Genomic DNA, 12,559 nt, shown 5'->3' on the forward strand with positions numbered 1-12,559 from the left:
CCCGGTGGCAGGTCGAGCCGGAGCGGGGTCGACCCGAGGTGGGCCGGCCGAGCTGTCACATCGGGGGTCCGGCCGCGGGCTCGGGTTCCGCGGGCAGGCCGGGTGCCATCCGGCGGAGCGAGGTGAACGTGGGTGTCAGCGCCTCGTACAGCTCGGCGAACAGCGGCAGCAGCGCCGCGTACGTGGCGGCGGCGGCCGGGTCGGGGCGGATCGTCTCCTCGATCCGGACGAGGTCGGCGGCGACGTCGATGCTGGCGATCAGCCCGAGCGCCTGCATGCCGAGCAGCGCCGCGCCGAAGCTGGACCCCTCGTGTGCGGCCGGGAAGCTCACCGGCAGGCCGAGCACGTCGGCGAGCATCTGCCGCCACAGGCCGCTGCGGGCGAAGCCGCCACCGGCACGGATCTCGCGGACCTCGTTGCCGGCGGCCCGCACCGAGCTGAGCACCAGCGCGAGCTGTTGGCAGACCCCCTCCAGCGCGGCGCGGACCAGATGCTCGCGGCGGTGGTTGTGGGTCAACCCCACGTACGCGCCGCGCGGCAGCGCGCTCCAGTGTGGTGCCCGTTCGCTGTGCAGGTACGGCAGCATGATGAGCCCGCCCGAGCCGACCGGCGCGCGGGCCGCCAGGGCGACCAGGTCCTCCTCGGCGTGCTCGCCCAGATCCGGGGCGAGTGCCGCGCCGGCCCACTTGAGGACGATGCCGCCGTTGTTGATCGCACCGCCGACCGCCCAGCGGTGCTCGGTCAGCGCGTAGCAGAACACGCCGCCGAGCGGGTCCACGCCGGGTCGCTCGACCATCACCCGCATCGCGCCGCTGGTGCCGATCGAGCAGGCCACCATGCCGGGGTGCACCGCCCCGAGGCCCAGGTTCGCGAGCGGCCCGTCCCCGGCGCCGACCACCACCGGGGTGCGCTCCGGCAGGCCCGTCTCGGCCGCGGCCTGCGGGGTGAGGCCGGGCAGCACGGCGGTGGTGGCGACCAGTTGGGGGAGTTGCTCCTCGGTGATGCCGGCGATGGCCAGCGCCTCGCCGTCCCACGCCAGCCGGTGGATGTCCAGCAGGCCGCTGGCCGAGGCGATCGAGTGGTCGGTGACCAGCGCGTCGCAGAGCCGCAGCAGCACCCAGTCCTTGATGCCCACCCAGTGCGCGACGCGTTCGAAGAGCTTCGGCTCCTGCTCGGCGAACCAGAGCAGCTTGGGCAGGGGTGACATCGGATGCATCGGCGTGCCGGTGCGCCGGTGCAGGGCCAGCCCGGACGGGACCGCCCGGAGCCGTTCGGCCTGCTGGGTCGAGCGTGAGTCGGCCCAGGTCACCGACGGGGTGAGCGGGTTGCCGTCCGGGTCCAGCCCGATCAGGCTGTGCATGGCGGAGCTGAACGACAGCCCGGCCACCGGCTGGACCAGCTCGGCCACGACCACGCTTACCGACTTGAGCACCGCGTCGAGGATGAGGTGCGGGTCCTGTTCGGCGTAGCCGGGTTGCGGGTCGTTCAGCGGGTAGCCGACCGAGTGGCTGCCGAGTTGCCGCCCGTCGGTGCCGTACGCGACGGCCTTGGTGCTCGTGGTGCCGATGTCGACGCCGATGACCACGCCGGACCGGGTGTCCTGCGGCATGCTCACCCCCTTCGTGCGGCGGTGCGGCGGCGACGCCACCCGGCTGACGTTACCGAGACGGCGACCGCCCCCGCACGACACGCGCACAGGAGAACCGTCGACGTGGCAGTATCGGCCGACTGGGTCGTTTCGGTGGCCGATCGGGTATTTCGCCTGTTTCGGCGTTTCCGGGTGCCGCGCCGTGGCTGTTGAACGAGGAGACACCCAGATTTGGTGGCCTACGCGGCGAAGGAGTCGGCGTGGCGAAGACTGATTCGACGGGTTCCACCTGGCGGTACCGGTGGGCGCACCGGCAGAACGTGCGGCGGGTCAGCACGTACCGGGGGGCCGAGACGGCCTGGCGACGCCGCGACGACGAGTTGCGGCGACTACGTGCCCTGGCCGCCGACTTCCACGGCTCCGCCGCGGGCGGTGCGGGCCTGCCCATGGAGTTGGCCGCCGACGAGGTGGTGCTCTGGGCGCTGCCCGCCGCGCAGTTGGTCGAGGTGCGGCACACGGCGGTGCTGCCCGCCCCGGATCTCACCGTCGCTCTGCCGGCCGGGCCGCTACGCCCGCGCCGCCCCGACGGCGTACGCGTCACCGACGCCGGCATGGCCGTGATCACCAGCCGCCGGTTGGTGCTGCTCGGCGGACGCGGCCGGCGTGAGTGGGCGTACGGCCGGATGACCGGCCTGGCCCACGACCCCGCGTCTCCGGTCACCCTGATCCAGGTGCTGGACCGCCGGCCTACCGCCGGGTTGCTGCTGCCCACCGACGCGGCACCGGACTTCCGGTTCAAGCTGACCCTGGCCTTCGCCGACGCGATCGAACAGCGCGCCACGGTGCTCGCCCAACTCGACGAGCTGATCGCCGAGCACGCCCAGCTCAAGCCGTTCCGGCCGGCCGTGGCCACCCCCGGGCAGGCTCGGCTCTCCTCGTACGTTCCCGGTGGTCGCCGGACCATCGCGGTGGCTGCCGCGCTGGCGCTGCTGGTGCCGGCGGCGCTCATCGAGTCGGATCCGTCCGACCCGACCGGCGGCCCGGAGGTCGCCGCCGCCGCCACCCCCAGCGCGGAGTCGGTGCCGATCCGCCCGGCGGCCCCGGCGCTCACCCGCGTCACCCCGGCGCCGAAGCCGACCACGTCGTCACGTCCGAAGCCCCGCACGACCGGCGACCCCCTCTGCGGGGCGCCGGAGAACCCCCTGGGGTACGGCTTCTGCGGCGGCACCCGGATTCGGAAGCCTGCCCCGGAGGTGTGCGACTGGTTCGACTGCGTGCCGCAGTTCTGGGCCGGGCGGGGTTACCTGGTGCAGTGCCGCGACGGTTCGGTCAGCCTGGCCGGTGGTGGGGCCAAAGCCTGTGGCGAACACCGGGGCGTGCGGCGAACCATCACGAAGTGACCGATTTGGTGGTTTAGGCCCGTTTTGGTCGGCCACAATGATCGAGTGGAGATCCGGTCTGACGATGGCGCGCGGGTGCGGATACGCCCCGTCGGCTACCAGCCTGGCATCGACCCGCCCGACGACCCAGACCGGGCCGCGCCCGGCTGGCACGACTGGCTGCTCATCGAGGTGGACGCCCGCACCGCCGACGGCCAGACCTGGTCGCACCACTACCCGAGCCTGATGGTCGAGGAGGCCCGGGCGTTCGGCGGCTGGCTGCGCGGGCAGGCCACCGCGGCCCTCGGGTCGAACGCGCCACCGGCCATGGTCAGTTTCACCGAACCCAACCTGGCCCTACGCTCCCGGGTGCTCCGCCGCCGCCGGCTGGAGCTGATCGTGGAGTTCTCCGCCGAGTCGCTGCCGCCGTGGATGCGCCGCCCGTCCGGCGCGATCTACCCGCTGATCCTCACCGTCTCGGCGGACGCCCTCGCCACCGCCGCCGAGCAGTGGGCCGAGCACTGCGCGGCGTACCCACCACGGACCCGGTCGAGGTTTCCCGCCGAGAACCCCAGGTCGGTGCGCCACCCGCGCCGCGCGGGCTGAACGGCTCACCACGCGCGGTCCTTGTGGAGCTGGTGCCGCCCTGCTCTGATGTGCGGTCATGGGGGTCGAGCAGGTGCACCGCACGGTGGAGGCGGTGTGGCGCATCGAGTCCGGGCGGGTCGTCGCCGCCCTGGCCGGGCTGGTCCGCGACGTCGGCTGGGCCGAGGAGTTGGCCCAGGACGCCCTGGTCGCCGCGCTGGAGCAGTGGCCGCTCGACGGCGTACCGGCCAACCCGGGCGCGTGGCTGACCACCGTCGGCAAACGGCGGGCGATCGACGCCCTGCGCCGGCGGAGCCTGCTGGAACGCCGGGTGGCCGACCTCGGGCGCGACGTCCGGCGCGGCAACCTGCGGCTGCTGCTCGTCCTGGACGACCCGGCCGGCAATCCCGTCGAACTCTTCGAGCCCGCCCCTGCCTGACCTGCCCGTCAATTCTCTCCTTTCGGGCGCAACGGGATGCATCGATCGTGGTCGCGTTCCCTGTCACGTGCATGAGCGGTTGTACCGCGTGTGACCGTGACCTCTGTGGCCTACGCCCCCTGGCGGATCGCCTGGGCCCAGCGCGAAAACGAGCGCCGGCACCGCGCGTACCGCGACGCCACCGACGCCTGGCTGTGCCGCGACGACCACCTGGCCCGGCTCCGCATCGAGGCCGCCGGCTTCCTCGGGTGTACGCAGCCCCGCACCGGCCTGCCGGTGGACCTCGACCACGGCGAACTCGTCTTCCGCGTCCTTCCCGTCGCCACGCTCGTCGAGGCCGAGGCGCGGCACGTCCCCGGCCTGCCCAGCCCGGGTCCCTGCGACTTCGCCGACACCGTTCACGCGGCGCTGCCGCCGGGCCTGCGGGCCGTCGACACCGGCATGGCCGTCGTGACCAGCCACCGCGTGGCCTTCGCCGGCCGCGGGCACCGGCGCGAGTGGCGGTACGCGGACCTGGTCGGGACCGCCCACCACCCCGACGTGCCGGTCACCCTGCTGCCCGACGACCGTCGCGGACCTGCCGGATCCGCGCCATCCCGGCACCGGCTCTCCGGGCTGCTGGTTCCGGCCACCGCCGTGGTGAACTTCCGCTTCTATCTCACCCTCGCGGCCACCGCCGACCGTGCCGCCGTCAGCGCGCAGGTCGACGCCCTGCTGGCCGCCCACCGGCACGCCCGGCCCGCGCCTCTGGTGGTGGCGGCACCCGACGACGCGCCACTGACGGCGGTACGCCCCGACCGCCGGACTCTCGCCGTCGCCGCCGTCGCGACAGTGGTGCTCGCGACGCTGGGCCCCGGCGCCGGGGGACCGCAGCGGGCTGGCCCCCTGCGACGGGCGGAGGCGGCGACCATCGCGACTGTCGACCCGACCGTACGGACCACCGCGCTGGACGCCTCGCTGCGGGCGCCCTCCGTCCTGCTGGCCCCGCCGAGCCCGAGCGCGCTGGCGCGTCCGGTACGGCCTCCGGCGGCCGGTACGCGGCGGCCCGCCGCTCCGGGTCCGTCCGCCACTGCGCCGGTCCCCACCACCGCTCCGGTGCCGTTCGCCGAGCCGGCACCAACCACCGCACCGGTGCCGTTCATCGAGCCGGCCCCGTCCAGCGCACCCACTCCGACCAGCGCTCCAGCCCCGTCAGTCGTCGCGACGCCGACGCCCACTCCGGGGCCGACCGACCCGCCCACGGCGGCCTGGCCGGGCGTACCGTCACCGACCACGACGCCCGACTCCGCGCTGGTGACGGCGTGCCTGGATCCCCTGCTGCCGCCCGTGGACCGGCTGCTCTGCCCGCCGACCGGAACGTGATCTCGGGCCGTCGCCGTCCCGTGTCCGCAGCTCGGCCTTCTCGCCTTCCCCGCCGTGGTCGGCGCGGCCTTCGTTGCCTTCGCCGGTGTGATCGGGTCAGGTGGTGGCGCCGAAGTCGGGGAGGGTGAGGGAGCCGTCCGGGCCGAGCGTGAAGCCGGGGTTCCAGGCGATCTCCCAGACGTGACCGTCCGGGTCGGCGAAGTAGCCGGCGTAACCGCCGTAGAACGTCTCCCGTGCCGGCTGGGTCACCTCGGCACCGGCCTGGCCCGCAACGGCCATCACCTCGTCGACCTCCGCCCGGGAGCGAACGTTCTGGGCCAGGGTCATTCCGCCGAAGCCACCGGTGTCCGGGTTGGGGACGCCCGCGTCGGCGGCCAGCTTGTCCCGGCTCCACAGCACCAGGGCCAGGCCGCCGGCCTGGAGGAAGACCGTCTCCTCGACCTCCTGGCCCTGCCAGCCGAGGTGCTCGTAGAAGGCTTTGGCGCGCGCCAGGTCCGAGACGCCGAGGGTGATCAGACTGATCCGCTGCTCCATCCTCGTAACCTAACGCTCCGATTACTCGGAGGGCGCGACAGGCAGTAGACCAGATCAATCCGAGGAATCTACACTCTTCTCTGTTAACGCTCACACTCGTCCCAGTGCTGAGGCAGTAACGCCATGCCGATGTGACGATCGGCGCCCGCCGGGTAGATGCCCGGCAGCCGGCGGCTGCTCGGTCCGGCCGGCCCTGCTCCCAGAGGTTGCCGGCTGCCCGTGGCGGCCCTCCCGGCCGGCCCATGCCCTCGGCCAGCTCGACCAAACCAGGGGAGACAGCTATGCGAACGAGGGCACGATGGCTCGCGACGCTCGCCGCGCTCGGCGTCGTGGTCGCCGGAGTGGTGACACCCACCGGGCCGGCCAACGCGGAATCCAACGGCGGGGTGCGGGTGATGCCGCTCGGCGACTCCATCACCGAGGGCACCCAGGTGCCCGGCGGGTACCGCATCGGGCTCTGGCAGCGCCTCGCCAGCGCCCGGTACACGGTGGACTTCGTCGGGTCGCAGTTCAACGGGCCGGCCAGCCTCGGTGACCACGACCACCAGGGGCATCCCGGCTGGCGCATCGACCAGATCGACGCGAACATCGTCGGCTGGCTGAACACCCAACGACCGCAGACCGTCCTGCTGCACATCGGCACCAACGACATCCTGCAGAACTACAACGTGAGCACCGCCCCGAACCGGCTCTCCACCCTGATCGACAAGATCACCAATACGGCGCCCACCGCCGAGGTGTTCGTGGCGCAGATCATCCCGATCTCGAACAGCGGCCAGAACGCCGCCGCCCGCACCTTCAACGCGGCGATTCCCGGCATCGTGCAGAGCAAGGTCAGCGCCGGCAAGCGGGTGCACCTGGTCGACATGTACAGCGCGCTCAGCACCGCCGACCTGATCGACGGCGTCCACCCCACCGCCGGTGGCTACGACAAGATGGCCGCCCGCTGGTACAGCGCGTTGCAGGCGGTGCCCGGCAGCATCGGCAACCCCGGCAGCGGCGGCGGACAGACCACCACCACGCTCGTGGGCACCCGCTCCGGCAGGTGCGTCGACGTCCCCGGCTACTCCACCACCAACAGCACCCAGGTGCAGTTGTGGGACTGCCACGGCGGCACCAACCAGCAGTGGACCTACACGTCCACCAAGACGCTGACCGTCTACGGCAACAAGTGCCTCGACGCCGCCGGCAACAGCACCGCCCCAGGCACCCAGGTCACCATCTACGACTGCCACGGCGGGACGAACCAGCAGTGGAACGTCAACGCGAACGGCACCATCACCGGCGTGCAGTCCGGCCTCTGCCTGGACCCGTACAACCAGGGCACCGCCAACGGCACCAAGCTCGTCCTCTGGACCTGCACCGGCCAGGCCAACCAGCAGTGGAGCCGTCGATGAGGCAACCGACACGATGGCTGACGGCCGCGCTGGCCGTGGTCCTCGGCCTGGCGTTGGCCACAGCGACCCGGGACGCGGCGGTCGCGGACAGCCCGTACCAACGGGGTCCGGACCCGACCCCCGCCAGCGTCGCCGCCACCCGCGGACCGTTCGCCACCGCGCAGGCGAGTGTCCCCGCCGGCAACGGCTTCAACGGCGGGTACGTTTACTACCCGACCGACACCAGCCTGGGCACCTGGGGTGCGGTAGCGATCGTGCCCGGCTACTCCGCCCTGTTCGCCAACGAGGAAGCCTGGATGGGTCCCTGGCTGGCGTCCTTCGGGTTCGTGGTGATCGGCATCGAGACCAACAGCCGCACCGACGGCGCCGACGCCCGCGCCACCCAACTGCTCGCCGCACTTGACTACCTCACCCGGACCAGCCCGCTGCGCAACCGGGTCGATCCCAACCGGCTGAGCGTCATGGGCCACTCGGCGGGCGGGGCCGGCACCCTCCTCGCCGCCCTCCGGCGGCCGACCCTGAAGGCGGCGGTCGGCCTCGCACCCGGTACGCCCGGCAACAACCTCAACATGTCCACCACCCAGGTCCCCACCATGCTCCTGTCCGGACAGAACGACGGGACCGTCACGCCCTCCTACGTGCAGGGCATCTACAACACCCTGCCCGCCGGGGTGGAACATGCCTGGGCGGAACTGGCCGGCAACGACCACCTCTCGTTCACCAGGCCGAACCCCACCGAGATGCGACTCCTGATCCCCTGGCTCAAGATCTTCCTGGACAACGACACCCGCTACACCCAGTTCCTCTGCCCACTGGCGGACAGCACAGGCGTTTCGCGGTACAACGCCACCTGCCCCCTGGTGCCGCCGGACGGCCCGCCGGCACCGCCCACGTCCGCCCCGCCAACCACGGGTACGCCCACCACGCCACCACCCACCGGCCCCACCTGCACCGCGACCTACCGCACCGTCAACGCGTGGTCCGGCGGCTTCCAGGGTGAGGTGACAGTGACCGCCGGCACCGCCGCCATCAACGGCTGGACCGTCAGGTGGGACCTGAACAACGGCCAGAGCATCAGCCAGGTCTGGAGCGGCACCCTGAGCACCAGCGGGTCGACCGCGACGGTACGCAACGTCTCCTACAACGGCTCGCTCGCTGCCGGTGCCACGACGAGCTTCGGCTTCCTCGGCTCCGGTACGCCGGCCGCCACGTCACCGACCTGCGCCAGCTCCTGACCAGGCGTAGATCGTGAACGTTCGGCCCGGAGCGGGAGCCACCGGTTGATCGCCGCGCACCTCGACCCCGCGTCGAGGTGCGTGGCGCGGCTCGCCGACGTACTCCTTCGGGGCACCGTCGCGACGACGACGGCGGACGTGCGCGCCTGACCCGGGTCGACGGCCGTTGAGCAAACTGCCCGGCTGGGCTTCGCTTTCTCCATCGATGAGACGGTGGCCTCCCCGGAGGCTCTCGGCGGTGACCGCTGGACGAGCTTGGTGCCGGTGACCTACCCGACCCCTCTGATCCGTGGGACACCCCTTCCCGGCTGCTGACTGTAATATCTCCATGCTTTGATCAACAACGGGGAGGAAGATCCACATGCGATGGAAGTTCCCGGCCGGCGCCCTCATAGCGCTGGCTTTTCTGGTTCCGGCGGCACCGGCGGTGGCGCAAGCCCAAGCGCCGGGCCTGAACGCGGCCTGCCAAACGGTCGAGCGCAAGGTGTACAAGGATATTCGCGAGCTTGTCACCATCGACCTGGACACCGCCACGAACCAACAGCTTCGGATATTGACCGCCGATATCCTGGCCGCGACCGACTCGTTGCCCGTCCTGCCGGACAGGATCCAGGAGCGGCTGAAGGGCACGCCGGACGAGCTCCGCGCGTTCCTCAAGAAGGATCTGCAGACACACTGGCTGATTGCTCTGCGGATCTCGGTGGGCCAGACGATGACGGGCGCCGGTCCCAACGTGAAGGCGGCCGCACAGAAGGTGCTCGACGAGGAAGCCGTCGATGCCTACCTGGCATACCTGAACAACGGCCTGTACGCCGCGCGTGCGCTTGACTGCGCGTCCCAGCCGACGGCCACCCCGACGTCTCGGCCCACCGCGACGCCGACTGCCACGCCGAGCGTCTCGCCCAGTGCCACGGCGACCGTCGTGCCGACCGCTGCTTCTTCCACCCCCGCGGCCGCGGCCGGCGGCGACGGCGGCGGGCTGCCGGTGACCGGTGCCCAAACCGCGACCGTGGCCGGCATCGGCGGTGCGCTTCTGCTCCTCGGCGGCGCGGTCTACGTGATCGGACGCCGACGCCGGGCCCGCTTCGTCGCATAGCTCATGTGACGCGCCCGGCTCGATGCTTCGTCGGGCCGGGCGCGTTCAGCGTGGCGCGGAAGGCTCAGGCGGCGATCGTCCGCGCGGTGGCGCACACGTCGGCGGGTAGGGCGTGGTGGAGTTGCCACAGGATGCGCATGGGGCGGTCGCCGCTGTGCGACTCGTACGTCATGGTGCCGGCGTAGAGGTACGGCGGCGCGCCCAGGTCACGGTCGGCTCTCCGGCTCTCTCGGACGAGCAGGTGCACTGTGGAGCGACCGGATGTGTAGCGCTGCCCGGACGCCGCCGAGGCGATGCTCTGCGACTCCCACTGGAACAGGTCGTCGTCGGTGATGGCCCGGTCGGCGTACACGGTGGCGGGGGAGTAGTGCGTCTCCGACTCGGCCAGGGTCACGAAGAACAGGTCGGCATCCGCGCCGGGCGCGGACGTCTCGATGCCGGCGAGCCGCCACAGCTCGGTCCAGCCGCCGATGCTGGCCGAGCGGTACACGTCCTCGATTCGGAGCCGCGTGTCGATCGCCGTGCCCTCGGCGGCAAGCGTCGAGGGCACGGCGAGGCTCGCCGACGTACGTCGGCAAGGCTCCGCAGGCCCCAGCCTCTGAAACTCCCGCAGCCCTCGAAGGCCAAGCATCCGAAAAGGAGTGGCGAGCGAAGGTAGTCTGCACAGCGGGTAGCGAAGATCGCCCGGAAGAGTGATGGGGTACGCGCCCTGGGCGCTCCAGGCCCAGACGGCTGTGATGTCGAACGCACGGGGGGAACCATGTTCGAGCGGCTGGGCAGATTCGTTGTGGGCAGAGCGTGGTGGGTGATTGCCGGGTGGGTGGTGGCGGCAGCCGCCATCATCCTCACCACGCCATCGCTGAGCGACATCACCTCAGCGGATCAGGAAAGCTTCCTGCCCCGCTCGTACGAGTCCGTGCAGGCCACCGAGCTCGGGCAGAAGGCGTTTCCGCAGCAGGCCACCGCGACCGCGGTCATCGTGGTCAAGCGCGCCGACGGGCAGAAGCTCACGCCCGCGGACGAGGCGACGGTGGGCAAGCTCGCCCAGGCGCTCAAGGCCAAGAACATCCCGCACACGTCCGGCTACCTGACCGGCCCGGCAGCAGTGGCGCCGGACAAGTCGGTGCAGATCGTCAACGTCGGGCTCGACGCCCCCACCCCCGACGACCCGACGCTGCTCGACGCCGTCCGCGATCTGCGGACGGACATCGGCCCAGAGTTGGCGAACAGTGGACTGGCCGCAGGCGTGGCCGGCGACGTGGCGAGCTTCGTCGACAACGAGGACACCTTCAACAACGCCTTCGCCGTGGTCGGCATCGCGACGATCATCCTGATCATCGGACTGATTCTGATCATCTTCCGCAGCCCCATCGCCGCGCTGCTGCCCGTTGTGGTCGTCGGCGTCGTCCTGAGCATCACCACGGGTCTCGTCGCCGCCGCAGGCAAGGCATTCGACCTCAGTGTCAGCCAGGACCTGCAGACGATCCTGCTGATCGTGCTGTTCGGCATCGGCACCGACTACATCCTGTTTCTGCTCTTCCGCTACCGGGAACGGCTGCGCGCCGGCGACGACAAGCGCACCGCGATGATCGTCACCGTCCAGCGGGTCGGCGAGGTCATCACCTCGGCCGCCGGAGCGGTAATCGTCGCGTTCCTCGTGCTGCTCCTCGCCTCCCTGGGCTTCTTCGGCTCGCTCGGCCCGGCGCTCGCGATCGCGGTCGGCGTCATGCTTGTCACCTCGCTCACCCTCGTCCCGGCGGTCGTCTCGCTACTCGGCCGGTACGTCTTCTGGCCGTCGAAGGCGTGGCAGCGTACGCCCAAGGCCACCCTGTCCCACCGGCTCGGCACCACCGTCGGGCGTCGGCCGGCACTTGTCGCGGCGATCTCCGGCATCATCCTGGTCGCGCTCGCCGCAGGCGTGCTGAGCTACAAGGCCGACTACGACTTCAGCGCCGGCTTCCCGCAGGACACCGAATCGGCGAAGGCCGCGCAGGACCTCCAGCGCGGGTTCGCCGCCGGTGCGCTCGCCCCCACCGAGGTCTACCTGACCACCAGTAACGGGTCGCAACTGACCGAGCAGCAGGTCAACGAGTTCGCGGCGGCCGTGGCGAAAGCCCCGGGTGTGGGCCAGGCGCAGCCCCCGGAGCGCAGCACCGACCCGAGTGTGGCCCGGGTCAATCTGCTGCTCAACGAGAACCCGGTCTCCAACGAGGCGATCACCCTCGTCCGCGAGGACCTGCGCGATGCCGTGCACGCGTCGGCCCCGCCGGGCACCCGGGCGCTGGTCGGCGGGACGACCGCGATCTTCGCGGACATCAACTCGGCGAACAACCGCGACCTGTCGGTGATCCTGCCGGTCGCAGCCGGCCTGATCGCGCTCATCCTCGCACTGCTGCTGCGCAGCCTTGTCGCGCCGATCTACCTGGTGATCGCGGTGCTGCTCAACTTCGCCGCCACACTGGGCGCCACCGTCTACCTCTTCCAGGGGCTACAGGGCGAGCCCGGTGTCACGTTCCAGTTGCCGATCATCCTCTACCTCTTCGTGGTGGCGATCGGGACCGACTACAACATCCTGATGATCGCCCGACTACGCGAGGAAGCGCGGGAAGGCAACGAACCACACGAGGCCGCCGCCATCGGTGTGCAACACGCCGGCCCAACCGTCGCGGCAGCCGGACTGATCCTGGCCGGCACGTTCGCGGTGCTGCTGCTCGCGCCGATCTCCTTCCTACAGCAGATGGGCTTCGCGGTGGCGATCGGCATCGTGCTGTCGGCGTTCGTCATGTCGATGTTCTTCGTCCCGGCGCTGACCGCGCTGATCGGGCACAAGGCGTGGTGGCCGGGCCACGGCGACGAGCGGTCAGCCGGCGGGCGACACGCCCGTGCCGTCGACCAGCCGAGCTAGTGGCACTGCGCCGACAGGAGACGAATCAAATTCGACACG

The 12,559-nt window shown here is 71.4% G+C and carries 11 protein-coding genes; 8 read left to right on the forward strand and 3 right to left on the reverse strand.

The window, feature by feature from the left end; translation table 11 throughout:
* Positions 1–55 precede the first annotated feature (55 nt).
* Positions 56–1,609, reverse strand: a complete 1,554-nt coding sequence (locus ACGFIW_RS28145) for a gluconokinase (RefSeq protein ID WP_393321813.1) — start codon at positions 1,607–1,609, stop codon at positions 56–58.
* A 239-nt stretch (positions 1,610–1,848) separates the two neighbouring features.
* On the opposite strand from ACGFIW_RS28145, the gene ACGFIW_RS28150 reads away from it, so the two are divergent.
* The 4 genes from ACGFIW_RS28150 (at position 1,849) to ACGFIW_RS28165 (ending at position 5,353) form a co-directional block, all read left to right on the forward strand.
* Positions 1,849–2,988 carry a hypothetical protein gene (locus ACGFIW_RS28150; RefSeq protein ID WP_393321816.1) on the forward strand — a complete coding sequence of 380 codons (1,140 nt, stop codon included), beginning with the start codon at positions 1,849–1,851 and terminating at the stop codon, positions 2,986–2,988.
* 45 nt (positions 2,989–3,033) lie between these two features.
* Positions 3,034–3,573 carry a hypothetical protein gene (locus tag ACGFIW_RS28155; RefSeq protein ID WP_393321818.1) on the forward strand — a complete coding sequence of 180 codons (540 nt, stop codon included), beginning with the start codon at positions 3,034–3,036 and terminating at the stop codon, positions 3,571–3,573.
* 58 nt (positions 3,574–3,631) lie between these two features.
* Complete coding sequence (locus tag ACGFIW_RS28160) at positions 3,632–3,991, forward strand: sigma factor (protein WP_393321821.1); 360 nt, start codon at positions 3,632–3,634, stop codon at positions 3,989–3,991.
* A gap of 96 nt (positions 3,992–4,087) precedes the next feature.
* Entirely contained in the window at positions 4,088–5,353 is a 1,266-nt protein-coding gene (locus tag ACGFIW_RS28165) for a hypothetical protein (RefSeq protein WP_393321823.1), read from the forward strand.
* A gap of 96 nt (positions 5,354–5,449) precedes the next feature.
* On the opposite strand, the gene ACGFIW_RS28170 is transcribed toward ACGFIW_RS28165, so the two are convergent.
* Positions 5,450–5,887 (reverse strand): VOC family protein, encoded by a 438-nt coding sequence (locus ACGFIW_RS28170; RefSeq protein WP_393321826.1) that lies wholly within the window; start codon positions 5,885–5,887, stop codon positions 5,450–5,452.
* Between the two features lie 281 nt (positions 5,888–6,168).
* Between ACGFIW_RS28170 and ACGFIW_RS28175 the strand changes: the two genes are divergently transcribed.
* The 3 genes from ACGFIW_RS28175 (at position 6,169) to ACGFIW_RS28185 (ending at position 9,615) form a co-directional block, all read left to right on the forward strand.
* On the forward strand, positions 6,169–7,284 hold the full coding sequence (locus ACGFIW_RS28175; protein WP_393321829.1) for an RICIN domain-containing protein: 1,116 nt from the start codon (positions 6,169–6,171) through the stop codon (positions 7,282–7,284).
* Positions 7,281–8,519, forward strand: a complete 1,239-nt coding sequence (locus tag ACGFIW_RS28180) for a cellulose binding domain-containing protein (RefSeq protein WP_393321832.1) — start codon at positions 7,281–7,283, stop codon at positions 8,517–8,519. The genes ACGFIW_RS28175 and ACGFIW_RS28180 overlap by 4 nt, the downstream gene beginning before the upstream one ends.
* A 361-nt stretch (positions 8,520–8,880) precedes the next feature.
* Positions 8,881–9,615 carry an LPXTG cell wall anchor domain-containing protein gene (locus tag ACGFIW_RS28185; protein ID WP_393321834.1) on the forward strand — a complete coding sequence of 245 codons (735 nt, stop codon included), beginning with the start codon at positions 8,881–8,883 and terminating at the stop codon, positions 9,613–9,615.
* 64 nt (positions 9,616–9,679) lie between these two features.
* Here ACGFIW_RS28185 and ACGFIW_RS28190 read toward each other — a convergent pair whose 3' ends face one another.
* Positions 9,680–10,165 carry a DUF3427 domain-containing protein gene (locus ACGFIW_RS28190; protein WP_393321837.1) on the reverse strand — a complete coding sequence of 162 codons (486 nt, stop codon included), beginning with the start codon at positions 10,163–10,165 and terminating at the stop codon, positions 9,680–9,682.
* 255 nt (positions 10,166–10,420) lie between these two features.
* Between ACGFIW_RS28190 and ACGFIW_RS28195 the strand changes: the two genes are divergently transcribed.
* Positions 10,421–12,520, forward strand: coding sequence for an MMPL family transporter (locus tag ACGFIW_RS28195; protein WP_393321840.1), 2,100 nt, complete (start codon positions 10,421–10,423; stop codon positions 12,518–12,520).
* The last annotated feature ends 39 nt before the right edge of the window (positions 12,521–12,559 follow it).

The organism is Micromonospora sp. NPDC048935, assembly GCF_043197875.1.
Taxonomy (GTDB): Bacteria; Actinomycetota; Actinomycetes; order Mycobacteriales; family Micromonosporaceae; genus Micromonospora.

What these genes read in the sequence shown, in the direction of transcription:
- ACGFIW_RS28145 (WP_393321813.1), bottom strand. Translation starts at nt 1,609, where the DNA reads ATGCCGCAGGACACCCGGTCCGGCGTGGTCATCGGCGTCGACATCGGC.
- ACGFIW_RS28160 (WP_393321821.1), top strand. Translation starts at nt 3,632, where the DNA reads ATGGGGGTCGAGCAGGTGCACCGCACGGTGGAGGCGGTGTGGCGCATC.
- ACGFIW_RS28170 (WP_393321826.1), bottom strand. Translation starts at nt 5,887, where the DNA reads ATGGAGCAGCGGATCAGTCTGATCACCCTCGGCGTCTCGGACCTGGCG.
- ACGFIW_RS28175 (WP_393321829.1), top strand. Translation starts at nt 6,169, where the DNA reads ATGCGAACGAGGGCACGATGGCTCGCGACGCTCGCCGCGCTCGGCGTC.
- ACGFIW_RS28180 (WP_393321832.1), top strand. Translation starts at nt 7,281, where the DNA reads ATGAGGCAACCGACACGATGGCTGACGGCCGCGCTGGCCGTGGTCCTC.
- ACGFIW_RS28185 (WP_393321834.1), top strand. Translation starts at nt 8,881, where the DNA reads ATGCGATGGAAGTTCCCGGCCGGCGCCCTCATAGCGCTGGCTTTTCTG.